Source organism: Friedmanniella luteola, assembly GCF_900105065.1.
Lineage (GTDB): Bacteria > Actinomycetota > Actinomycetes > Propionibacteriales > Propionibacteriaceae > Microlunatus > Microlunatus luteolus.
In genome coordinates, this window is sequence record NZ_LT629749.1 from 1,270,085 (window position 1) to 1,292,754 (window position 22,670).

General features: G+C 74.1%; 19 protein-coding genes. 11 read left to right on the forward strand and 8 right to left on the reverse strand.

Annotation, left to right across the window (positions count from 1 at the left end; all coding sequences use genetic code 11):
• Positions 1 to 2 precede the first annotated feature (2 nt).
• On the reverse strand, positions 3 to 1,076 hold the full coding sequence (locus BLT72_RS06035) for a GNAT family N-acetyltransferase (RefSeq protein ID WP_091411093.1): 1,074 nt from the start codon (positions 1,074 to 1,076) through the stop codon (positions 3 to 5).
• A gap of 167 nt (positions 1,077 to 1,243) precedes the next feature.
• Here BLT72_RS06035 and BLT72_RS06040 point away from each other — a divergent pair, with 167 nt between their 5' ends.
• Positions 1,244 to 2,107 carry a glycosyltransferase gene (locus tag BLT72_RS06040; protein WP_091411094.1) on the forward strand — a complete coding sequence of 288 codons (864 nt, stop codon included), beginning with the start codon at positions 1,244 to 1,246 and terminating at the stop codon, positions 2,105 to 2,107.
• 66 nt (positions 2,108 to 2,173) lie between these two features.
• Here BLT72_RS06040 and BLT72_RS06045 read toward each other — a convergent pair whose 3' ends face one another.
• Positions 2,174 to 3,547 (reverse strand): lipopolysaccharide biosynthesis protein, encoded by a 1,374-nt coding sequence (locus BLT72_RS06045; protein WP_157720312.1) that lies wholly within the window; start codon positions 3,545 to 3,547, stop codon positions 2,174 to 2,176.
• Between the two features lie 454 nt (positions 3,548 to 4,001).
• Here BLT72_RS06045 and BLT72_RS06050 point away from each other — a divergent pair, with 454 nt between their 5' ends.
• From BLT72_RS06050 to BLT72_RS06070, 5 genes are all read left to right on the forward strand, one after another.
• Positions 4,002 to 4,817 carry a YveK family protein gene (locus tag BLT72_RS06050; RefSeq protein WP_157720313.1) on the forward strand — a complete coding sequence of 272 codons (816 nt, stop codon included), beginning with the start codon at positions 4,002 to 4,004 and terminating at the stop codon, positions 4,815 to 4,817.
• Positions 4,786 to 6,717 (forward strand): heparinase II/III family protein, encoded by a 1,932-nt coding sequence (locus BLT72_RS06055; RefSeq protein WP_091411099.1) that lies wholly within the window; start codon positions 4,786 to 4,788, stop codon positions 6,715 to 6,717. The genes BLT72_RS06050 and BLT72_RS06055 overlap by 32 nt, the downstream gene beginning before the upstream one ends.
• Positions 6,718 to 6,791: 74 nt before the next feature.
• On the forward strand, positions 6,792 to 8,324 hold the full coding sequence (locus tag BLT72_RS22080) for a tyrosinase family protein (RefSeq protein WP_157720314.1): 1,533 nt from the start codon (positions 6,792 to 6,794) through the stop codon (positions 8,322 to 8,324).
• A gap of 9 nt (positions 8,325 to 8,333) precedes the next feature.
• Complete coding sequence (locus BLT72_RS06065) at positions 8,334 to 8,630, forward strand: hypothetical protein (protein WP_157720315.1); 297 nt, start codon at positions 8,334 to 8,336, stop codon at positions 8,628 to 8,630.
• Positions 8,631 to 8,696: 66 nt separating this feature from the next.
• Complete coding sequence (locus BLT72_RS06070; RefSeq protein WP_157720316.1) at positions 8,697 to 9,008, forward strand: hypothetical protein; 312 nt, start codon at positions 8,697 to 8,699, stop codon at positions 9,006 to 9,008.
• A gap of 69 nt (positions 9,009 to 9,077) precedes the next feature.
• Here the strand turns inward: BLT72_RS06070 and BLT72_RS06075 are convergent, their stop codons facing one another.
• The 3 genes from BLT72_RS06075 to BLT72_RS06085 all read right to left on the reverse strand — a co-directional run bounded on the left by BLT72_RS06075 (position 9,078) and on the right by BLT72_RS06085 (position 13,465).
• Complete coding sequence (locus BLT72_RS06075; RefSeq protein WP_091411104.1) at positions 9,078 to 11,654, reverse strand: nucleotide sugar dehydrogenase; 2,577 nt, start codon at positions 11,652 to 11,654, stop codon at positions 9,078 to 9,080.
• On the reverse strand, positions 11,651 to 11,890 hold the full coding sequence (locus BLT72_RS06080; RefSeq protein ID WP_091411105.1) for a hypothetical protein: 240 nt from the start codon (positions 11,888 to 11,890) through the stop codon (positions 11,651 to 11,653). Before BLT72_RS06080 ends, BLT72_RS06075 begins: the two co-directional genes overlap by 4 nt.
• 483 nt (positions 11,891 to 12,373) lie before the next feature.
• Entirely contained in the window at positions 12,374 to 13,465 is a 1,092-nt protein-coding gene (locus BLT72_RS06085) for an LOG family protein (protein ID WP_091411107.1), read from the reverse strand.
• Positions 13,466 to 13,541: 76 nt separating this feature from the next.
• Between BLT72_RS06085 and BLT72_RS06090 the strand changes: the two genes are divergently transcribed.
• On the forward strand, positions 13,542 to 14,519 hold the full coding sequence (locus tag BLT72_RS06090) for an aldo/keto reductase (RefSeq protein ID WP_231930372.1): 978 nt from the start codon (positions 13,542 to 13,544) through the stop codon (positions 14,517 to 14,519).
• Between the two features lie 18 nt (positions 14,520 to 14,537).
• On the opposite strand, the gene BLT72_RS06095 is transcribed toward BLT72_RS06090, so the two are convergent.
• The 3 genes from BLT72_RS06095 to BLT72_RS06105 all read right to left on the reverse strand — a co-directional run bounded on the left by BLT72_RS06095 (position 14,538) and on the right by BLT72_RS06105 (position 18,284).
• On the reverse strand, positions 14,538 to 15,722 hold the full coding sequence (locus tag BLT72_RS06095) for a S1C family serine protease (RefSeq protein WP_091411109.1): 1,185 nt from the start codon (positions 15,720 to 15,722) through the stop codon (positions 14,538 to 14,540).
• Positions 15,723 to 15,824: 102 nt separating this feature from the next.
• Positions 15,825 to 16,805 carry a DUF805 domain-containing protein gene (locus BLT72_RS23280; protein ID WP_157720317.1) on the reverse strand — a complete coding sequence of 327 codons (981 nt, stop codon included), beginning with the start codon at positions 16,803 to 16,805 and terminating at the stop codon, positions 15,825 to 15,827.
• An 87-nt stretch (positions 16,806 to 16,892) separates the two neighbouring features.
• On the reverse strand, positions 16,893 to 18,284 hold the full coding sequence (locus BLT72_RS06105) for a serine hydrolase domain-containing protein (RefSeq protein WP_091411113.1): 1,392 nt from the start codon (positions 18,282 to 18,284) through the stop codon (positions 16,893 to 16,895).
• Positions 18,285 to 18,381: 97 nt separating this feature from the next.
• On the opposite strand from BLT72_RS06105, the gene dxr reads away from it, so the two are divergent.
• From dxr to ispG, 4 genes are all read left to right on the forward strand, one after another.
• Positions 18,382 to 19,635 carry a 1-deoxy-D-xylulose-5-phosphate reductoisomerase gene (gene dxr, locus BLT72_RS06110; RefSeq protein WP_091411114.1) on the forward strand — a complete coding sequence of 418 codons (1,254 nt, stop codon included), beginning with the start codon at positions 18,382 to 18,384 and terminating at the stop codon, positions 19,633 to 19,635.
• Between the two features lie 13 nt (positions 19,636 to 19,648).
• On the forward strand, positions 19,649 to 20,947 hold the full coding sequence (locus tag BLT72_RS06115) for a M50 family metallopeptidase (RefSeq protein ID WP_091411116.1): 1,299 nt from the start codon (positions 19,649 to 19,651) through the stop codon (positions 20,945 to 20,947).
• A gap of 48 nt (positions 20,948 to 20,995) precedes the next feature.
• Positions 20,996 to 21,427 (forward strand): nuclear transport factor 2 family protein, encoded by a 432-nt coding sequence (locus tag BLT72_RS06120; RefSeq protein WP_157720318.1) that lies wholly within the window; start codon positions 20,996 to 20,998, stop codon positions 21,425 to 21,427.
• 64 nt (positions 21,428 to 21,491) lie between these two features.
• Positions 21,492 to 22,661 carry a flavodoxin-dependent (E)-4-hydroxy-3-methylbut-2-enyl-diphosphate synthase gene (gene ispG / locus BLT72_RS06125; protein WP_091411121.1) on the forward strand — a complete coding sequence of 390 codons (1,170 nt, stop codon included), beginning with the start codon at positions 21,492 to 21,494 and terminating at the stop codon, positions 22,659 to 22,661.
• Positions 22,662 to 22,670: the final 9 nt, after the last annotated feature.

The following is a 22,670-nucleotide window of genomic DNA, read 5'->3' on the forward strand; positions in this document are numbered from 1 at the left end:
GCTCAGCGGGACAGCAGGCGTCGCAACCGCGCGGTCACCGGCTCCGGCAGCCGGCGGGCGGTGGTGACGCCGGTCCTGGCCAGACGGGCCAGGACCGGGCCGGTGACGAGCACGGTCTCGTGCCCGGCGTCGGCGTTCGCGAACCGCATCTTGTAGTCGTGACCGCCCGACATGAAGCGGAAGCGGACCGCCCCCTCCTCGAAGGCGCACCGCAGGGCGTGGTTGATCAGGACCATCCCGATGCTCGACCTCTCCCACTGCGGGTCGCGCGCGAGCTGGAAGAACCAGTAGTCGTCGCCGAAGCGGTAGCCGAGCCAGTACGCGGCGGGTTGCCCGTGGAGGTCGGCCGAGAAGAGCCGCAGCCAGCCCCTCGCGAGCCCGTGGCGGGCGAAGGCGGTGTGCAGGGCTCGGCCGCCCGCCGCGAAGAAGTCGGACTCACCCTGCCAACGGGCGTCGTGGAAGGCGATGAACTGGTCCAGGGCTCCGTCGAGCTCGTCCGGGCCGGTGATCCGACGGAAGGTGAGAGCCTCGTCCCGCACGAGCCGGCGCTCCTGCCTCCAGACCTGCTGGCGGAAGTGCTTGGTCTTGGAGGCGAGCCAGCCATCCCAGTCGAGGCCGTTGAACTCCAGCACCGGGCTCGGCCGACCGCGCAGGACCACACCGCCGAGGAGCGGCGCCCATCCCTGCTCGCGCATCAGGCCGGTGGCGAGCAGGGCGCCGGGTCGACCGTGGCGCGTGGTGACGGCCTTCCGCAGCACGGCTGCGACGGCGGCCCGGTCGGCCGGGTCGCAGACCGGCCCCACCTGGTCCCCGGGCCCCTGCCCCTCGAAACGGAGGACGTGCAGAGGTCCGCGCCCGGCCCGGGTGAGCCGGGCGATGCCGGTGAGCGGCTCTCCTGCCCGCCCGAAGGTCAGCAGCACCCGCCCCTCGGAACCGAAGGCGTCCTCCCAGACGCGCGCCCACTCCCAGGTCTTGAACAGGTCCCCGTCCAGCTCGGCGAGCCGGGTCCAGTCCGCGTGCAGCTCCTCCAGGGAGGACACCTCCCGGGCGACGAGCGGGGAGGCGGGGGGCGGCATGCCGAGAGGGTAGCTCAGAGCCTCCGGGGCCCGGGGCGATCAGCGAGGACTCGCTCCTCGGCCGGCGGCCCGCACGACGTCCGCCCATCCGCGCCGCGGACGCTCCCGAGGGAGGCGCCTTGCTAGGGTCACCGCGTGATCCTCCTCGCGCTGCGGGTCCGGCGCCGATGAAGCCGGCGGCGCCGCGCGACCGCGCCGCCGCGGGGGAGGCTGGCGACGCCACCCGCGGGCCCGGACCGGTGGTCGCCATCGTCACGATCACCAAGGACGACCCGGCCGGTATCCGCAAGACCGTCGCGTCGGTGGCGCAGCAGGCCTACGCCCGCTACGAGCACGTCGTGGTGGACGGCGGCTCCGACGCCGAGGTCGCGGCCTGGCTCACGGCCTGGCGGGATGCCGACCCCGAGCGCCGGACCCTGCTGCCGGACCCACCCCGGGGGATCTACCCCTCCATGAACGCCGGGATCGCGAGCACGAGCGCGCCCCTGGTCCTGGTGCTGAACGGCGGGGACGAGCTGGTGCCGGGGGCACTGGAGCGGGTCACCGAGCACCTCCGGCGCGACCGCTGGCGCTGGGCCTACGGCGGTGTCCAGGGCCGGGACCGGGAGGGCCGGCTGCAGGAGGAGTACGTCTTCGCGCCGTTCTCGAGGCGTGCTCTGCGCGCCGGCCTGAAGCCGATCCCGCACCAGGCCGCGTACGTCGCGCGCGAGCTCTACCGCGAGGTCGGTCCGTACCGCGAGGACCTGGGCACCGCCGCCGACCAGGAGTTCTTCCTGAGGCTCGCCCGGACCGCCGAGCCGGGCCTGGTCCCGGGGATCCTCGCCGTGGTCGAGACCTGGGGGCTCTCGGGCGAGGAGACGTTCATCGGACGGGAGCTGAGCTGGCACCGGCTGCGCGTGGCCAGCGGCACCGCCTTCGGCGGTCGACCGGTCACCGACCTCGTGGTGACCGGGTTGTTGCTGGCCCGGCTGTTCCCGATCCGGCTCGGGCCCAAGCTCCGCCGGCTGGTGTCGGCCGGCGTCGCCCGCTGACCTGGAGGCGCTCGTCGACGGTCCAGGGCGCCGGGAGGGCTGACGCCCCGGACCGGTCGCCCGCGGTCAGGAGCCCGCGCGACGCGTCGTGAAGGCCTCCAGGTCGGGCTCGCGGTCGTGCTGGTCGGCCGCCCGGTCGCGCAGGACCCCGGCGGCGAGGAGGGCGAGCAGCGGCAGTTGCAGCGATGCGGCCACCAGCGACGCCAGGGCCGGCCCGAGAGCCCCGAGCGGCCCCGCCAGGACCAGGGTCAGGACGAGGTTCACGCCCGTGCTGATGGCGAGCAGGACAGGCTGCCTGCGGAGGCTGCGCGGGTCGGTCAGCCCGATCCCCAGGACCAGGCTCGACGCCGACAGCGCCAGCTCCGCCCCGAACACGCTGCAGAGCAGCCAGGACAGCTCCAGCTTCCCGTCGGAGACCCAGGGAGCCGCCTCGTGGCACACCAGGGTGAAGGCCGCCCCCCCCAGGACGGCGAGCGGCCACAGCCGCCTGAGGTAGCTCAGCGAGCGGCGCACGGCGGCGCGCGGCCCGCCGGTGGCCCGCAGCTCGGCGAACTCCGACCACAGCTGGGGGATCAGCACGGTGCAGAAGGACATCGCGCTCGAGTACAGCTGAGCACCCAACGCGTAGCTGGCCAGCGCCTCGACCGTGCTGAGGTGAGCGAGGACCAGCCGGTCGAGCTGGTCGTTCAGCGGCCCGATCATCTGGATCACGAGCAGGGGCAGGGCCAGGCGCCGCAGCTTGTGGTCGGCGTGGGTGCGCCGCAGCATGCCGGCGCCAGCCGCCCGGAGCAGGCCCGGCACCGTCCGCATCGAGACCACGAACGGCACCGCGTAGGCCACCAGCTGTCCGGCGATCGGCGTCGCGGCGATGAACGCCACGGGAGCGTCGGTCCACAGCAGGACCGCCAGCAGACCGAGCGAGGACAGACCCGTGAGCGACTGGGCCCAGGTGGCGACGGCCGGCCGCCCCAGCCCGGCCACCAGGGCCGAGGACAGGGAGAGGGGCCGGACCACCGTGTTGACGGCGAGGATGAGGACCACGGCCAGCCCGGCGGTGGCGGTGCGCTCGGGGAAGCCGAGGATGGGCCCCCAGGCGCCGGCGACCAGGACCAGCACCGCTCCGAGGAGCACCAGCAGGTTGCCGACGAGGATCATCCGCCAGGCCGAGCCGAGCGCGCGCCCCAGCGCCGCCACGTCCCGGTCGACGCGGAAGCGGCCCGCGCCCTCCAGCACGTTCGCCGACGTGCCGAAGTCGAGGAACCCCAGCAGGAACTGCAGCCCCACCACGAGGGCCAGGAACCCGTACTCCGCTGCCCCCAGCTGTCCGATCACGAGACGCAGCCAGACGAGCCCGCAGACGAGCGTCACCGGGAAGGTCACCGCACGCGCCCCGACCACCTGCAGCAGGGGGTTGGCCAACGCCTGCCTGACCAGCCTCATGAGCGCTCGCCGCGTCTCCAGGGGCCGACGCCCCCGGGCAGCCGGGCCGCGGACGGGGGGTGCAGGCACCGGCTCGCGCATCGTGCGGCACCGCAGAGCTCGCCTCGGTGCGCCGCCCTCGGAGATGTCGTCAACGGATCTGGCCCCCTGGGATGAGGAGCCGACTGCCGCTGCGGAGCCCCGGCCCTCGCCAGGTCTCGCGGTCTGGCCGCCCCCTGTGGTTGCGGACCTTACCCGGGGCGGGCCCCCGGGCGGGCGGAAAGGTGGAGATCCGTGCTGCCGGTGTCACAAGTGGCACAGCCCGGGCGTCGAACGCCCCTTTTCCCCCGCAGCGCCGATCCGCAGCGGCTAAGGTCGCTGGCCTGGGGGGAGCAGGGGGCGCGCGCTGCTGGAACGGTGGAGGACGGCTGTCGCGCTCGTGGCCTGTTCGAGGGCGGGGGAGAGGACAGGATCCTTGACGACGACGGGTTTCATCCACCTGATCAGGCGGCACGTGGCCCTGGTGCTGGCCTGCACGCTGGGCGGGGCGGCCCTGGCCACGCTCCTGGCGACGTTCGTGGTGACCCCGTCCTACGTCGCCACGACCCAGCTGTACGTCTCAGCGCGAGGCTCGAACGCCAACGACCGGCTGCAGAACGGGGAGTACGCACGGACCCACGTCTCGTCGTACACCGACATGGTGGACTCGAGCGACCTCCTCCAGGCCGTCCGGACGGAGCTGGGGCTCGCGCCCAGCCGGAACGGTGACTACTCCGACCTCGCGGACAGCATCGAGGCGTCCAACACCGTGGACACGGCCGTCATCACGGTCCGGGTGGAGGACTCCTCCGCCGAGGGCGCGCTGCGGGTGGCGACGGCGATCGGCGAGGTGTACGACGCGGTCGTGGCCCGGATGGAGAACGCCAGCCCCGAGCAGAGCCCCGTCCGCGTCAACGTCCTCAGCGCCGCCGACCTCCCGCGTGCGCCCTACAGCCCCAGCCGCCGGCTGTACGCCGCGATCGGTCTCGTGCTCGGCCTGGCCGTCGGCGCCGGGGTCGCGTGGGCGCGCGAGAACCGGCCGGGTCGGACCCGTCGACCGACGCGGGCCGACCGGTCGCAGCCCGGGTCGTGGTCCTGGGACGTCGACGGCCCGGTGCGGCGCCCGGCAGGCGCCGGCAGCAACGGCGTCCCGGCGCGACCCACGGGCGCGGAAGTCGCGAGCAACGGCTCGGGACTGGTGACGAAGGAGGGCCGCGGGCGTGAGCCCCGGCGACCCGATGCGGGTCGCTGACGCCCGGCGTCGCCTGGCCTGGTACCTCCACCGCGCCCGGGCCATGCCCCCGGAGGAGCTCCCCTTCCGGGTGGGCGAGCAGGTCCGGCGTGCGCAGGGCCGGCGGCCCGTCGCGACCGGCGGCGCGCCCGACCCGGGGCCGCGCGTCGACACCTCCCTCGCCCAGCTCGTCCTCGGCTGGCGTGACCAGCCCGGGGTCGCCTCCTTCTGGCAGCACCAGTCCGAGGCGGCGGGGCGCGGGGAGGTCGTCGTGTTCGGCCGCCCCTGGGCCGTGACCCCCCAGGGCCTGCCCGACTGGGACCTCGACCCCGTCACCGGGTTCCGCTGGCCGCAGGACTACTGCTTCGACGTCCCCCTGCTGCCGGCGACGGCCGAGCCGGTCGAGGTCAAGTACGTCTGGGAGCTCAACCGCCTCCTGCACCTCCTGCCGGTGGCCGCCGACGCCGCCCACCGCGGTCACCTCCCGGCCAGCCGGTCGTGCCGTGAGCACCTGCGGGACTGGGTCGAGCGCCACCCGCCGCGACGGGGGGTCGTGTGGCGCTCGGGGATCGAGCTGGCCCACCGGGTCCTCGTCATGGTCCTCGTGCTGGAGCTCACCGAGCCGGTGGAGGGACGCGACCCGGCCCTGGAGTCGTCGGTCGGGGTGGCCGTCGCCGAGCACGTCGACTGGATCCGCCGCTTCCCCTCCCGGTACTCCTCGGCCAACAACCACCGGATCACCGAGCTCGTCGGCCTGCTGGTCGCCGCGACCGCCTACCCGCGGCTGGCCACCGTCGAGGAGCTGGACGGCTGGTGGTCGGAGCTCGAGTCGGTGACTCTGCTGCAGTTCCACCACGACGGCGTCCCGGCCGAGCAGGCGACCATGTACGCCTTCGAGGTCGTGGAGTGGCTGGTCGTCGGCCTCCGGTTGGCCCGGCGCCAGCGGCGCCGGCTGAGCACCGCGGTGCTGGAGCGCATCGACTGGGCGGCCGCGTTCCTGGCCGCCGTCACCGACGCGGGCGGCCACGCCGTCCGGATCGGGGACGACGACGACTCCCGGCTGCTCACCGCGGCGCTGCCCCCCGCGTCCCTGCCCCGGGCGGCCCTCGGCCTGGTGGCCGCGGGGCTCGGCCGGCCGGTGCCCGGCGTGCCGACCGGGCTCACCACCTTCGCCGACGGGGGCTACACGGTCTGGCGCCACGGCTCCGCCGCGGAGGAGGTCCTCTGGGTGCTGGACCACGCTCCGCTGGGGATGGGACACCTGGCCGCGCACGCGCACGCGGACACGCTGGCGGTCTTCCTCCACCTGGGGGGCCGACCCGTGCTGGTCGACGCGGGCACCTACCTCTACCACTCCGGCGGGGACTGGCGGGACCGGCTGCGCCGGACGGCGGAGCACAACACCCTCGCGGTCGGAGGTCAGGACTCCAGCCAGATCGCCGGCCCCTTCAGCTGGCGGCGCGGGCACCGGGCGGAGGGGCAGCTCGTCTCCGCGACGGCCTCGGGCGCCCACTGGGCCGTCGACGCCCGGCACGAGGGCTACCGCGGCCGGTACGGCGTCGTCCACCGGCGGACGCTCGAGGGGCTCGGCCCGGGGTCGTTCCGGCTGACCGACCGTCTCGAGGGGGCCGACGAGCGCCTCGTCGTCCGGTGGTCGCTGCTGCTGGCGCCGGGCCTGGACGCGGTGCGGACGCCCGAGGGGTGGGCGGTCGGCGACGGGGGAGCGACCCTGGTGACGGTGGTCGTCCCGGCGGCGTGGCGGGCGTCGATGAGCGAGGAGCCGGCCTGGTACAGCCCCGCCTTCGGGGAGCTGGACCAGACCCGCCGCCTCGCCATCGACACCGAGCTGGGCCCGGGCGTGCCGCTCCAGGTCGAGTTCGTCCTGCCCCCCGAGCAGGTCCACCGGGGCAATCTGGCCTAGGGCGCCCGCGCGGTGGCTCCCGTGGGTAACGTGTCGCTGTCAGGCATCCGTTCGGGGGACATGGAGCCAGCACGATGGCCACTTTGTTGGGCGAGACATGGACAGGCGCGGACGGGGGCGCTTGGCCCGCCGCGTGGCAGCCGCAGGCCGAGCAGAGCGGGACGGCGACGCTCCAGGGCAGCGCCGGCCGGCTGGTCACCCGGACCGGGGTGACCACGGCGGCCCGTCAGCAGACGGTGGGCTCCCTCACGGGCGGCGACTACGACATCACGGTGACGATCACCGTGCCCGGGGGCCAGGCCGGGTTCAGCATCGGCATCGCCTGGCGGGCGGACGGCACCTCCGACCCCGCCGCCGGCCCCGGATCGCGGATGTTCCCCCTGAACGGGCACAGCCTGCGGCTGGACACCAACGGCAGCTCCTACTTCTACCGGCACAACAACGGGAGCCTGACCGACATCAACACCACGCCCGCCAGCATCGGGAGCTGGCTGGGCACCGGGGCCCGCAGGGTCCGGGTCCAGCAGGTGGGCACCGCCCTCCGCCTCAAGGTCTGGCCCGCGAGCGTCGCCGAGCCCGCCATCTGGGCGCTGGAGGCGACAGACCCGGGTGCCTGGACGAGCGGCGGGAAGGTGAGCCTCGGCGTCGGCGCCGGGTTCAACAACGCAGCGCCGAGCACCACCTCGACGGCGGTGTTCGACGACCTCGTCGTCGCCGGGGGCGCGACCGACACCCCGTCGCCGACACCGACCGCGACGGCGACCCCCACGCCGACGGCGTCCCCGACCCCGACCGCCACCACGACCACCACGTCCCCGCCCCCGCCGACGATCGGGACCCGGCGCAACTGGGCGCTGATGAGTGCCGCCGACCAGCAGGCCGTCATCAGCGGCCTGCAGCGGGCCAAGACCTCCGGCGCCTACGACAACCTGACGCGGCTCCACCAGCAGGCGATGCTGGGGACGGCGTCCGACTGGCACGGTCGGGCGATCTTCCTGCCGGTCCACCGGTGGTTCCTCCGGCAGCTCGAGACCGCCATGGGTGTGGCGATGCCGTACTGGGACTGGGTCAACCGGCCCTTCCCCACCGGGCTGGGCGGCGACGGCACGGCCGCCCAGAACTACCGCGTCACGAGCGGGCCGTTCGCCAGCTGGGTCTCGGTGCTCTACAACTCCGGCTCGGGGACGTTCAGCACGCGGGCGGGGATCATCCGCCGCTTCGGCAGCGCCGCGACGAGCCTCCCGACCGCGGCGCAGCTGACCAACGTCCTCAACCAGACGGTGTACGACGCGTCCCCCTGGGACTACCGCGCGGCCGGCATCCGGAACTGGTTGGAGGGCTCGATCGGGTCGCAGACGCCGGCCATGCACAACCGGGTCCACGAATGGGTGGGCGGGGACATGCGCATGGGCACCTCACCGAACGACCCCGTGTTCTGGTTCCACCACGCGAACGTCGACCGGATCTGGGCCGGCTGGCAGACCCGACGAGGCGTGTCCACCTACGCCGGCCCCGCCGGCCAGGGCGCGAACGACCCGATGCCCTTGACCGGGGGCGTCACCCCGGCTCAGATGTTCCCCCTTCCTGCGTACGACCAACTTCCGTGAGGGACTGACATGAGCATCAGCAGGCGAGCGTTGATCGGGGTCGCCCTCGGGGTCGGCGGGGCTGCGGTCGTGGGTGCCGTCGCCTTCGCCGGTCCGCCGGCCCGGCCCGCTGCCGCCCCCGGTCGGGGCGCCACGTACCAGCCGGGTCCCGGGGACCCGCGTCTGCGAGGACCGGGCGACATGATCATGGAGCACCTGCCGGGCCGGTGGCAGACCCACCTGCTGCCCTTCGCCGGACACCGCCCCAGCCGAGCGCGCGTCGTGGCCGATCTGCGCGCGGCCCGGGCACAGCGCCTGGTGGAGTGAGCTGCTGAGCGAGCTCGGAGCGGGGGACACCACGCAGCGGTCGGGCGACAGGCAGGAGAGGACGAGGTGAGCGGGCGACGGCTGAGCGGGTCCTCGGGGCGACGGCGCAGGGTGGTCACGGCCGTCGTCGCCGGCGTGGCCGGGGCCGCCGCCGCGATCACGGCGGCGGTCATCGCGTCGGGCAGTCCTGCGCCGGCCGGACCCCCCTACCAGGACGCCTCGCAGCCGCCGGCGCCGATGCCGTCCGGAGCAGCGGCGCAGCAGCTCCCGGACGGGACCTGGGTGTCGCGGCTGCTGCCCTTCGCGGGTCCCTTCCCCACGCGGGAGGCGCTGGACCGAGCGGTCGCCGAGGCGCGGGAGCAGGGTCTGATCAGCTGAGGGGGCGGTCGACGTCCCCGTGAGCCGGCCGGACGCCCGCGTGGCTGTCGAACCGCCACCACGGGAGGGTCACGCGCCCTGGTGCGACCGCGGGGTGAGGGCACCCACCTCGGCCCCGTGGTGCAGGGCGTCGAAGACCGCGACGTAGGCGTCGCGCTGGTGGCGCCAGCTGAGGCCGTCGTCGACCCGCCGCCGACCGGCCCGGCCCATCGCCTGCCGCCGGTCCGGGTCGTCCAGCAGCGCCAGGATGGCGTCCGCGTAGGCGGTCACGTCGCCGCTCGGCACGTACGTCGCCGCCTCGCCGGCGGACACCCGGGTCTCCTTGAGGTCGTAGGCGACCACGGGCAGTCCGAAGGCCATGTACTCCAGCGTCTTGTTCATCGTCGACAGGTCGTTCAGCGGGTTCTTCGGGTCGGGGGAGAGCCCGACCTCGGCGGTGGAGAGGACGTCACGCATCACCTCGTCGGAGACCCGGCCGGGGAGCTCCAGGTGGTCGGCCAGCCCGAGCTCGTCCCGCAGGGCGAGGAGCTCCTCGTAGCAGTCACCCCGGCCCATGAAGATGAACGTGACGTCGCGGCGGCCGGCCTGGTGCACGACGTGCGCCGCGGCCCGCACCGCGAGGTCGACCCCGTCCTGCGGTCCCATGACGCCGATGTAGGCCACGAGGTGGGCCCGACCGCGGCGCAGCGCCGGGTTCGGGGCGACCGTCCGCAGACGCTCCTCGTCGGGACCCGTCCGCACCACGGTGACCTCGGTCGCCGACCTGCCGCCGCGCCGGCGGGCGACCTCGGCGTAGGACGTGTTCGTCGACACGACGTGGTCCGCCGTCCTGAAGGTGGCCCGCTCCAGCAGCAGCAGGCCGCGTCGGGCCAGCCGGCTGCCCTGCGGGAAGCGGGACTCGTAGAGCTCGGGGCAGAGGTCGTGGTGGTCGAAGACGAAGCGGGTGCCGTCCCGGAGCCGGAGCCACCGGGCGATCGGCCAGAAGATGTCCGGCGGGTTGCACGCCTGCAGGACCGCGAGCCTGCCCGCACGGCGGGCGCGCAGCACCAGCCTCGCCGTGGCGAGGAAGGAGTAGGCGTACTCGAGGACGAAGCCGAGCGCGCTGCCCCCGGGGGCGTACGGGGGGTACTTGAGGAGGGTGACGCCCTCGAGCACCTCGTGGGACGGGTCGCCCTTCCCCTTCGGGCAGACGACGGTGACGTCGTAGCCCGCAGCGGTCAGCGCCTGGCACTCCAGCCAGACCCGCCGGTCGAACGGGACCGGCAGGTTCTGGACGATGACCAGCACCCGCGGTGGCGATCCCCCGGAGGGACTGCTCACACCTTCCACCCGATCCCCTCGTAGCCGGGCAGCCGCTCGATCTCCTCGCCGAGAGCGCCGTGCAGGTCGAGGACCCAGTCCGGCGAGCGGAGCTTCAGCTCCTCGAGAGCGGGCCGGGTCCGAGGTGGACACGACGGCGGCGTCGCAGCCGAGGAGGACCTCCCGGGGCGTCGCGTGCAGCAACCGGCTGAGGTGCGGCAGCCGCTGCTCCACGTACCGCAGGTTCGAGCCGATGAGGCGCTCGGGGTTGATGATCGGGTCGTAGATCCGCACCTCGAAGCCTTTGCCGAGCAGCCGCTCCGCGAGCTCGACGTGCGGGCTCTCCCGCAGGTCGTCGGTGTCCATCTTGAAGCTGAGTCCCAGGATGGCGACCCGGCGGTGGGGGCTGCCGATCAGCCGGTCCACGGCGTCCCGGATGACCAGCTCGTTCGAGTGCAGGGTGCCCGTGAGTAGCGGGACGTCGAGAGCGTTGAGCCGTGCCATGTCCACGAGCGCCCGCAGGTCCTTCGGGAGGCAGGAGCCGCCGAATGCGAAGCCGGGCTTGAGGTAGGCGGACGAGATGTTCAGCACCGTGTCCTCCGCGAACACCTTCATCACCTCGCGCGAGTCCACGCCGAAGGTGCGGAAGATCCTCGCCATCTCGTTGGCGAACGTGATCTTGGTGGCGTGGAAGGCGTTGCAGGCGTACTTCAGGGCCTCGGCGCTGCGGACGTCCACCGACCGGACCTCCTTGCCCAGGAAGGCGAACATCGCCGTCAGGGTCGCGGTGGCCCGCCAGTCGGCGCTGCCGACGACGACGAAGGGTGGGTGGTAGAAGTCGGCCAGCCCGCAGCCCTCCCGGAGGAACTCGGGGCACATCGCCGTGCCCACCGCCCAGCCCTGCGCTGACCGGTCGTCCCGGAAGTGGGGGGCGACGACGGCGTCCCCGGTCCCCGGGGGCACCGTGCTCCGCACGACCACCGCGTGGAAGCCGGAGGCGGGTGGCGTCGCGACGTCCATCGCGGCCCGGATGTCACGCACCGCGTTGTCGAGGTAGGACAGGTCGGTACCGCCGTAGGGCAGGGACGGGGTGCCCACGCACAGCAGGGAGACGTCGGCGCGCTCGAGTGCGACCACCGGGTCCGTCGTCGCGGTCAGCCGGCCGTCCGCCACCGCCCTGGCGACGAGGTCCTCGATCCCGGGCTCCACGACGGGGCTGCGGCCGGAGCGGATGTGCTCGACCTTGAGCGGGTCGACGTCGACGCCGCACACCTCGTGTCCCTGCGAGGCGAGCCCGGCCGCCGTGACCATGCCGACATAGCCCATGCCGAAGATCGCGATCCTCACAGCTGCCCGCTGTCCAGGGTCGTGAGCACGGAGAGTGGCCGGGCGGGGCTGGCGGTGGCGTCGCCCGCCGCGCCGGTGGCGGGAAGGCCCGTGCAGTCACCCACCTCCCCGGCGGGATCTGGGTGACGATGAGCCGGTGAGCCGGCGGCACGCACCTCAGGTGCGGGGCGCGCGGTGAGATGGGCCACCAGGTTGGTGCCGGAAGCGTCGGCGTTGACGACGGCGGTGCAGAGCATCTGATTCTCCCCCGAGAATGACAGTCGGTCAGAACGCGCCTGAGTCCGGATCGCCCTGACCGGGCGTGGGTGTGGACGGCTGGGAGGGGACCTGGGGCGCGGACCCTCCTGCGCCGGCGTCGTGCCGGCCGTGTTGCGCAGCTCTCGCAAGTCAGCTGGTCGGAGATGGGGCGGCGGGCGAGGCGTCTCGCCCTCTCGGACCGTGATCACACCCCCCGGCCGCGTTCCTCGCCCCCCCGGCGATTCGGCAGCTCGACGAGCTCGGGCCCTCCCCGTCGGGCTTCTCGCTCCTGTCGGAGCTGTCGTCGAGAGTTGAAAGGTAGCGCTGGGAGCGCGGACCCACCGCGAGTACGAAAAGTTCCCCGGACCCTCGTCGGGTGGTCGGATTCCTGCGTCCGGGTCGTCCTCCTGCTGCCCCGTGACATCCGGTGGGCCCGGGGCCGTGGCGCTTCGCGGCACCGGCCCCGAGCCCCGCGTCGACCGTCAGCCCACCAGGTCCGCGGCCTCCTCGACGCTGTCGACGCAGTGCACGACCCGGCCCATCGCCCGGCCCGCTCCGAGGGCCTGCAGCAGGGGCCAGGCGGGGTAGCTGCGGGTCCAGTGCTCCACGCCCACCAGGACCATCGGGGCCACCAACGAGGCGTCGGCGGCGTAGAAGTTCTCGGTGACGGCCTGGAAGATCTCCTGCACGGTGCCGGCCTGCCCGGGCAGGTAGACGATGCCGCCTCGGCAGCGGTGCAGCAGGGTGTCCTCGCGCAGGGCGTTGGCGAAGTACTTGGCGATGCCGGTGGCGAAGACGTTGGTCGGCTCGTGGCCGTAGAACCAGGTGGGGATCGACAGGCTGGCCCCCGCGCCGTCGACGGGCCAGCAGGCCCGCACCGCGCGGGCGGCGTCCAGCCAGCCGTCCAGCGCGGCGCGGTAGGTCGGCGCGGTGCCGAGCAGGTCCAGGGCGGGGTCGAGGGCGTCGGGCCAGGGGCTGAGGTAGGCACCGAGGTTGGCCGCCTCCATCGCGCCCGGCCCGCCGCCGGTGAGCACGGTCAGGCCGGCGCGGGCCAGCCGCCCGCCGAGGGTGGCCGCGGCGGCGTAGCCCGGCTCGCCGCGCTGCAGCGCGTGGCCGCCCATCACCCCGACGACCCGGGCGGGGTCGGTGCCGGCGGTGGCGTCGTCGAGGGCGTCGGTGATGGCGTGGTCGTGCAGGGTGGCCGCGAGGGTGTGCGCCAGCGCGGCGGGCCCGGTGGACTTCGACCAGGCGTAGACGGCGGCGTCCGGGCTGCCCGCGTACGCACCGGACCCGTACAGGGCGTCCGCGTCGTACAGGCTGGGGCGGTAGGGGTCGAAGGGCAGGTCGGGCAGCCGGGGGAACAGCAGGGCGCCGCGGCGGCGCAGCTCGTCCTCCACCCCCGGTTCCAGCCGGCAGCCGAGGAGCACCGCCCCGCGCGGGTCGTGGGCCAGCAGCTCGGCCGACCGGTCGGTGAGGTCCACCGACTGCACCACCCAGCCGCTCATCCGCGCCGACCCCTGGCTGTGGGCGTCGAAGTCGGCGAGGGAGTCGATCTCGACGAGGCGGCGGGTCATGGTCCCGCCGATCCTGCCAGCCGCGGTGGGCCGCAGCGGGCGCGGGATCTAGGCTCGCCGGGTGGAGACGAACATCTTGGGCAGAACAGAGCGGCCGGTCTCGGTCATCGGCCTCGGCACCTGGCAGCTGGGCGGTGACTGGGGCGAGGTGAGCGAGTCCGACGCGCTGGCCCTGCTCGAGGCGTCGGTGGAGGCGGGTGTCACGGTCCTCGACACCGCCGACGTCTACGGCGACGGCCGCAGCGAGCAGCTGATCGGCCGGTTCATCGGCGACCACCCCGACCTCGACCTCACCGTCATGACGAAGATGGGCCGCCGCGTCGACCAGGTGCCGGAGAACTACACCCTGGACAACTTCCGGGCCTGGACCGACCGCTCCCGGCGCAACCTCGGCGTGGACCAGCTGGACCTCGTCCAGCTGCACTGCCCGCCCACCTCGGTGTACTCCCACGACGCGGTCTACGACGCGCTGGACACCCTGGTCGCCGACGGCGTGATCGCCCACTACGGCGTCAGCGTCGAAACCTGCGACGAGGCGCTGACCGCCATCTCCCGCCGGGGGACCGCGACCGTGCAGATCATCCTCAACGCCTTCCGGCTGAAGCCGCTGGAGTACGTGCTGCCCGCCGCCCAGGAGGCCGGCGTCGGCGTCATCGCGCGGGTCCCGCTGGCCAGCGGGCTGCTCAGCGGGAAGTACACCCCCGACACGCAGTTCGCGGAGAGCGACCACCGCAGCTACAACCGGGACGGCTCCGCCTTCGACGTCGGCGAGACGTTCTCCGGCGTCGACTACGAGACCGGGGTGGCCGCCGCGGTCGAGTTCTCGACCCTGGTCGCCGCCCTGCCCTTCCCCGTCACGCCGGCCCAGGCCGCGCTGGCCTGGGTGGCGCAGCAGCCGGGCGTCAGCACGGTCATCCCCGGCGCCCGGACACCTGCCCAGGCCCGCAGCAACGCCGAGGCGGGCTCGTTCGCGAAGCTGCCGGAGGAGTTCCTGGCCGCGGTCGCCGACCTCTACGACCGGCGGATCCGCGCCCAGGTGCACGCCCGCTGGTGAGCCGGTGCGGGCCCGGTCTCAGGCGGTCGGGCTCGCCGCGAGCGTGACGGTCGCCGTCCGGGTCGACCCGGACGCGTCGGTCCAGGTCACCTCGACCCGGTCGCCGACGGCGCGGCCCTCGAGAGCCGTGCTCAGCCCGGCCGCCGAGTCGACGGCGTCCCCACCGACCGCGGTGATCGTGTCCGCGGCGGCCAGCCCGGCGGTCGCGGCGGGAGAGCCGTCCACCACGCCGGCCACGAGCGCTCCGTCGCCCGCGACGGTCGCGGTGCCCCACGCGGCGCCCGGGTCGGCCGTCGCGGTGTCGGTGACCTGGACTCCGAGGAAGGCGGAGGCGCCGACCTGGACACCGGCACCGGACTCGCCGCTGGTGATCTGGTCGACGACGGCGAGGGCGTCCTCGATCGGGATGGCGTAACCGTCGATGGCCGTCCCGCTGGACGCGGCGGTGTCGATGCCGACGACCTCGCCCTCGGCGTCGACCAGGGGGCCGCCCGAGTCCCCGGCCACCACGTCGGCGTCGGTCTCGATCAGCCCGGTCAGCCGCTCGCCGGCCACCGAGCCCTCGGCCGCGGTGGTGATGGAGGCCTCGAGGGCAGTCACCGTGCCGTCGGCCGCGGTCAGCGTGCCGGTGCCGCCGGCGTTCCCGACGGCGGTGACAGCGTCACCCGCGGCCAGGGTGTCGTCGTCGACCGCGGCCGTGGTCAGCCCGCTCGCACCGTCCAGCTGCAGCAGCGCGACGTCGGCGCCGGCGCTGTGCCCCACGACCTCGGCGGTGTAGGTGTCCCCGGTGCTGGCGACGGTCACCCGGATCGCGGTGGCGCCCTCGACGACGTGGTAGTTGGTGAGGATCTCCCCGGTGGACGTCAGCACGATGCCGGTGCCCGCGCCAGCGGCGTCCTCGTAGCCGAGCACGGTGTCCACCAGCACGACGCCGGCCGACTCGGCGGCGGTGGCCGGGTCGGAGTCGACGGTGGTGGTCCCCGCACCGACGGTGCCGGTCGCGCCCGGGTCGGCGTGCTGCCCCCAGCCGCCGTACCCGCCGGACCGGCCCCAGTCGGCGAGGGCCACCACGCCTGCCCCGGCGCCGACCGACGCGGCCGCGCCGGCCGACGCCGCGGCGACCGGGAGGCCCGGCAGCCCCACGGCCGCCGTCAGCGCCGTCGCTCCCGCGACCCGTCGTGCCCATCCGTACCTGCGTGCCATGACGTTCCTCCTGCTGATCGGCTCGAGAGCTCGAGCCAACCGCGGGCGCCGGTGAGCAGGATGGGCCTCACCTGTGCGCCGGCCATGAGCTGGCGCCGGGGATCAGCCCTGGTAGTAGGCGGGGCCGGCCGGTCGCCGGTCGTAGCGCGCACCCTCGGGCTTCGACGGCAGGATCGTCAGGATCAGGATCACCAGGCTGCCGACGTAGGGGACGAGGTTGACGAGGTACAGCCAGCCGCTGAAGCCGGCGTCGTGCAGCCGGCGCACGGTCACGGCGATGCTCGGGACGACGACCGCCAGCAGGACGAGGACGGCGATGATGCCGAGGACCACGGCGCCCGCGGGCACGTCGTCGGAGCCGCTCTCCGCGGAGGCCGCGACGGCCACGAAGGGGATGTAGAGGATCAGCGACAGGATGGTCGTGGCCAGCACGAACCACCAGTACTCGCTGCGGCTGGCCCGGCCGTCGAAACGGGCGTACTTCTGGAAGGCCCGCTTGACCGCGTCGACGGGGCCGATGCCGTACCAGGGCTGGTCGAGGGTGGGGGTGCCGCCCGGGGTGGCGGGCCAGGCCTGGCCGTAGCCGCCCTGCCCGGAGGTCTGCGCGTACGGGTCCTGCCCGTACCCCTGCTGCCCGTAGCCCTGCTGCCCGTAGCCGGCGGGATCGCCGTACCCCGGTTGCGGGTACCCCTGCTGCCCGTAGCCCTGCTGCCCGTAGCCCTGCGGGTAGCCGGTCGGGTCGGCGTAGCTCTGCTGCGGGTAGCCCTGCTCGCCGTAGCCCGGGACCTGCCCGTAGCCCTGCGGCGGGGAGGCGGGCTGCTGCCCGTAGCCCTGCGGGGACTGACCCCAGGGCTGCGGGTCGGGGGCGGACGAGGCGGAGCCGGGCTGGCCGTAGGGGGCCGCGCCCGACGGCTGGCCGTAGGAGCCCGGCCCCGCCTGCGGGTCGAGCGGGGACGACCCGTGCGGCTGCTGGTCGGTCGGCTGGTGCGGCTGCGGCGCCCCGGCGCCCTGGTCGCCCGTCGAACCGTCGTGCGTCTCGTGCCCTGGCTGGCTCACGTCCGTCGTTCCCGTCTCTGTGGTCACGCCGGGCGCCTCCGGCCCGGTCGGCCACCCACGCTAGTGGCGCACGGGGCCAGAGGGGCGGATCTCCGGGTCACGATCGGGCTGCGCTCAGACCCAGGTCCCCGTCGCCAGCCCGTTGAACCCGGGACGGTGCAAGGGCACGGTCAGCCAGCGCCCGGAGGCCTGCAGGGTGGCCCGGTCGACCTCCAGCACCAGCCGGTGCGGGGTCTGCACGAAGACGAGCTGCACCACCAGCCGTCCGCCGGTCGACGTCCCGGTCGCGGACAGCACGACCTGCCGGTCGCGGAGGGCCACCTCGGTCCGGGTCCAGGAGCCGTCGCCGCAGCCGATGACCAGCTCGGCACCGTCCTCGACCACCGTGACGCGCCACCCGCCCTCGGGGTCGTCCTCGACGGCGGTGACGTCCATCGCCGCCGTCGCCTCCGGCAGCGCGCTGCCCAGCAGCCCGCCACCGTCGGTCGGCAGCGTCGCGGCGGCCAACCGCTCGGCGAGCGCCGCGTCCTGGTCCGGGGTCGGGGCGTCAACCCCGGGCAGCACGTGGTCCCAGACGGCGTCGATCAGGCCCTGCATGTTCTCGGTCTGGGCGGTGGTGACCACCACCATGTCCTGCTCGGGCAGCACGAGGCAGAACTGCCCGTAGGCGCCGTCGCCGCGGTAGCCGTGCCGCGAGCGCCACAGCTGGTAGCCGTAGCCCTGCTGCCAGTCGGGGTTCGGCTCGGCGGGGTTCGCGGTGTGCACGGCGCTCGCGTCGGCCACCCAACCCTCCGGCAGCAGCCGCTCGCCGTGCCAGACGCCGTCGTCGAGGTAGAGCTGGCCGAACCGCGCCAGGTCCTCCGTGCGCAGGTGCAGCCCGCTGAAGCCCAGCTCGCGGCCGGCCGGGTGCTGGTGCCAGTAGCCCGGCCCGATGCCCAGCGGGTCCAGCAGCCGCGGGCGCAGGTACCCGAGCAGGGTCTGACCCGTCACCCGCTGCACGATCGCCCCGAGGGTGTAGGTCGCGCCGTTGTTGTAGCAGAACACCGAGCCGGGCTGCTGCTCCGGCGGCAGGCCCAGGAACGCACGGACCGGTTCGGTCCGGTCCAGGGTGACGATCCGGTCCAGGGTGTCCGCCACGTGCCCGGACGCCATCGCGGCGACGTGGCGCACCAGCATCGTCCGGCTGCGCTCGTCGGTCGCGGCGCCGGCGAGCTCGGGGAAGTAGGAGACGACGGGCTCGTCGAAGGAGAGCAGTCCCTCGGCCGCGGCGAGGCCGGCCGCCGTCGCGGTGAAGCTCTTGCTCAGCGAGTAGAGGAGGTGCGCCTCGTCGGGGCCGTAGGGCGCCCACCAGCCCTCCGCGACCACGTGGCCGTGCCGGAGCACCATGACGCTGTGCAGCTCGAGGTCGGGGGCCACCTCGACCGCGTCGAGGAAGCCGGCGAGACCGGCGCTCGAGACCCCCTGGGCGCTCGGGGTGCTGCGGGGCAGGGCGTCGTCGGCGGGCATGGCGGTGACCCTAGCCGCGGCCCCCGCCCGCCTCGGCTCCCGGGTGCGCGTCGCGCAGGGACGGGGCCGGCCGTGAGCCGTAGGGCACACTGAGCCCGTGCGCGACGTGGTGATCCTGGGCAGTACCGGCAGCATCGGCACCCAGGCGCTGGAGGTCATCGCCGCCCGGCCGGAGGAGTTCCGCATCGTCGGGCTCGCCGCCGGCGGGGGCCAGGTCCAGCTGCTCGCCCGGCAGGCGCTGGAGACCGGCGCCGACGTCGTCGCGGTGCACCAGGCCACGGCCGTCCAGGACCTGCAGCTGGCCTTCTACGCCGAGGCCAGCCGTCGCGGCTGGGCCACCGGCGGCGCCCGGCTGCCCAAGATCCTCGCCGGGCCTGACGCGGCCACCCAGCTGGCGGCGCACCCCTGCGACGTCGTCCTCAACGGCATCACCGGCTCCGCCGGTCTGGCGCCGACCCTGGCCACGCTGGCGACCGGGCGCACCCTGGCGCTGGCCAACAAGGAGTCCCTGGTGATCGGCGGCGCCCTGGTCACGGGGGCCGCGGCCCCGGGGCAGATCGTCGCCGTCGACTCCGAGCACTCGGCCATCGCCCAGTGCCTGCGCGGCGGCACCGCCGCCGAGGTCGACCGGCTGGTCCTGACGGCCAGCGGAGGACCCTTCCGCGGCCGCACCCGGGCCGAGATGGCCGACGTCACCCCGGAGCAGGCGCTCGCCCACCCCACCTGGACCATGGGCCGGGTCATCACCACGAACTCGGCCACCCTGGTCAACAAGGGGCTCGAGCTCCTCGAGGCCCACCTGCTCTACGGCGTCGACCTCGACCGGATCGACGTCGTGGTGCACCCGCAGTCGGTCGTGCACTCGATGGTCCAGTTCGTCGACGGCTCGACGCTGGCCCAGTGCTCGCCGCCGGACATGAAGCTGCCGATCGCGCTCGGGCTCAGCTGGCCCGACCGCACCCCCGGAGCGGCCGCCTCCTGCGACTGGACGAAGGCGGCCAGCTGGACCTTCGAGCCGCTGGACGACGACGCGTTCCCGGCCGTCGAGCTCGCGCGGCGCGCCGGGCGGCTCGGCGGGACCGCCCCCGCGGTGTTCAACGCCGCGAACGAGGAGTGCGTCGACGCCTTCCACGCCGGACGGATCGGCTTCCTGCGCATCCTCGAGGTCGTCGAGGCCGTGCTCGACGAGCACGTCGAGGCCGTGCCACGGGAGCCCGACGGTGCGCCCACCCCCGACGTAGGCTCGACGCTGGTGGCGTCGTCCGCGCTGAGCCTGGAGCTGGTGCTGGCGGCCGACCACTGGGCCCGGCGGCGCGCCCGGGACCTGACCGCGACGGACCCCGAGAAGTAAGAGGCACCCCCCGATGGACCTGGTCATCTACCTCGGCGGTGCCGTCCTCTTCTTCGCCCTGGTGATGGCCTCGATCGGTCTGCACGAGATCGGCCACCTCCTCCCCGGCAAGCTGTTCGGGGTCAAGACCACCCAGTACTTCGTCGGCTTCGGCAAGACCCTCTGGTCGCGCCGCCGCGGGGAGACCGAGTACGGGATCAAGGCGGTCCCGCTGGGCGGCTACGTCCGCTTCGTCGGGATGTTCCCGCCCTCCAAGGACCGGCCGGGCCAGGTCCGCGCCGGCCGCACCGGGCTGTTCCAGAGCATGGCCGACAACGCGCGGGCCGCCGAGTACGTCGACATCCTGCCCGAGGACGAGGGCCGGCTGTTCTACCAGAAGAAGTCCTGGCAGAAGCTGGTCATCATGGCCGGCGGCCCGCTGATGAACGTGCTGCTGGCCTTCCTGATCCTGCTGGCCGTCACGGCGAGCTACGGCGTCAACCGCTCCACGCTGACCATCGCCGGCGTGCCCGAGTGCATCGTCGCCGCGGACGCCACCGACCGGAGCTGCGCGGGGAAGCCGGCCAGCCCGGCCGCCCGGTCGGGGATCCGACCCGGCGACACCATCGTCGCCTTCAACGGCCGCCCGGTGAGCAGCTGGGACGAGGTGTCGCAGGCCATCCGCGCCAACCTCGACCGGACCGCCGCGTTCACCGTGCTGCGGGACGGGCAGCGGGTCGAGCTGACGCCGGTCAGCACCGTGATCACCGGCGTCCCGGACCGCTACGACCCGGCCAAGCGGGTCGCCGCCGGCTTCTTCGGGGTCCAGCCCGTCGTCGAGCGGCAGCGCGGCGGGCCCGTCGCGGTGGTCCAGGACATGTGGGGCATGACCAAGCAGACGGTGGTCGCGCTGGCGGCCTTCCCGGTGAAGGTGTACTACACGGCCTACAACCTGGTGACCGGCCAGCCCCGCGACGTCTACGGGCCGATGAGCATCCTCGGCGCGAGCCGCGCGGCCGGCGAGATCGCCAGCACCGACCAGATCGGCGCCGCCACCAAGGTCGCCAGCCTGTTCACCGTGCTGGGGTCGGTCAACCTCTTCGTCGCCCTGTTCAACTTCGTGCCGCTGCTGCCGCTCGACGGCGGGCACATCGTCGGGGCGATCTACGAGGGCCTGCGGCGCACCCTCGCCCGGCTCTTCCGCCGGCCGGACCCGGGGCACGTGGACACGGCCAGGATGCTGCCCGTCGCCTACCTCGTCGGCAGCGTCATCGCCGTCTCGGGCGTCGTGCTGGTCCTCGCCGACATCATCGACCCGATCCGGCTGTTCTGAGCGCCTGAGCGTCTGGTCGCCCCGGGCCGGTCGTGCCAGGCTGGGCGGGTGGGGTCCGGCCGGGGCGGGGAGGTGGACGAGACGGTGATCCGCGCGCAGCTGGGGCGCTACTTCGAGCACGCGGGCGCCGACGTCGACCACGCCGAGGAGCTGTACCACCCGGACGCGGTGCTGGAGTTCCCGCAGAGCGGCGAACGCTTCGAGGGCCGCGACGGGTTCACCGCGTGGCGACGGCAGTACCCGGTGGGCCGCGACGACCTCCGCTACCGCATCCGGCGCACGACCGTCCGCGCCGACTTCTCGGTGGTCGAGCTGTCCGCCAGCTACGACGGCGGCCAGACCTGGGTCCAGGGGGTGCAGCTCCTCGACTGGCGCGACGGCAAGGTGGCGCGCGAGCGGGTCTACGTCACGGAGGGGTGGGAGGCCCCGCCGTGGCGGGCGCCCTGGCGCTCGGCCGTGCCGGCCGACCCGCCCGGCTGAGCGGTGAGCGACCCGCGGTCGTCGGCGCCCGGGCTCGCGGGGCGGGGACTACGCTGGTCCCGCCATGACCATTGACCTCGGCCTGCCCGCCCTGCCCCCGCCCGTCCTCGCCCCGCGCCGCAAGACGCGCAAGATCAAGGTCGGCAAGGTCGACGTCGGCGGTGATGCGCCCGTCAGCGTGCAGTCGATGACCACCACGCTGACCTCCGACATCAACGCGACCCTGCAGCAGATCGCCGAGCTGACCGCCACCGGCTGCGACATCGTGCGGGTCGCGGTGCCCAGCCAGGACGACGCCGACGCGCTCCCGGCCATCGCCGCCAAGTCGCAGATCCCGGTGATCGCCGACATCCACTTCCAGCCGAAGTACGTCTTCGCGGCCATCGAGGCCGGCTGCGCGGCCGTCCGGGTCAACCCCGGCAACATCCGCGCCTTCGACGACCAGGTCAAGGAGATCGCCCGGGCGGCCGCCGACCACGGGACCTCCATCCGGATCGGCGTCAACGCCGGCTCCCTCGACAAGCGGCTGCTGGCCAAGTACGGCAAGGCGACACCCGAGGCGCTGGCCGAGTCGGCGCTGTGGGAGGCGAGCCTGTTCGAGGAGCACGGCTTCCGCGACTTCAAGATCAGCGTCAAGCACAACGACCCCGTGATCATGGTCCGGGCGTACGAGCTGCTCAGCGAGGCCTGCGACTACCCGCTGCACCTCGGCGTCACCGAGGCCGGGCCCGCCTTCCAGGGCACGATCAAGTCCGCCGTCGCGTTCGGCGCGCTGCTGTCCAAGGGCATCGGCGACACGATCCGGGTCTCCCTCTCGGCCCCGCCCGTCGAGGAGGTCAAGGTCGGGATCCAGATCCTGCAGTCGCTGAACCTGCGCCCGCGGAAGCTGGAGATCGTCTCCTGCCCCTCCTGCGGCCGCGCCCAGGTCGACGTCTACAAGCTGGCCGACGCCGTCACCGCCGGGCTGGAGGGGATGACCGTCCCGCTCCGCGTCGCTGTGATGGGCTGCGTCGTCAACGGCCCCGGCGAGGCCCGCGAGGCCGACCTCGGCGTCGCCTCCGGCAACGGCAAGGGCCAGATCTTCGTCCGCGGTGAGGTGGTCAAGACCGTCCGCGAGGCCGACATCGTCGAGACCCTGATCGAGGAGGCCCTGCGGCTGGCCGAGTCCATGCCGGCGGGCGAGGGCGGCCCCGAGGTCTCGGTGGCCGGCGGTCCCGTGCCGGCCCGGGTCTGATCGGCCGCC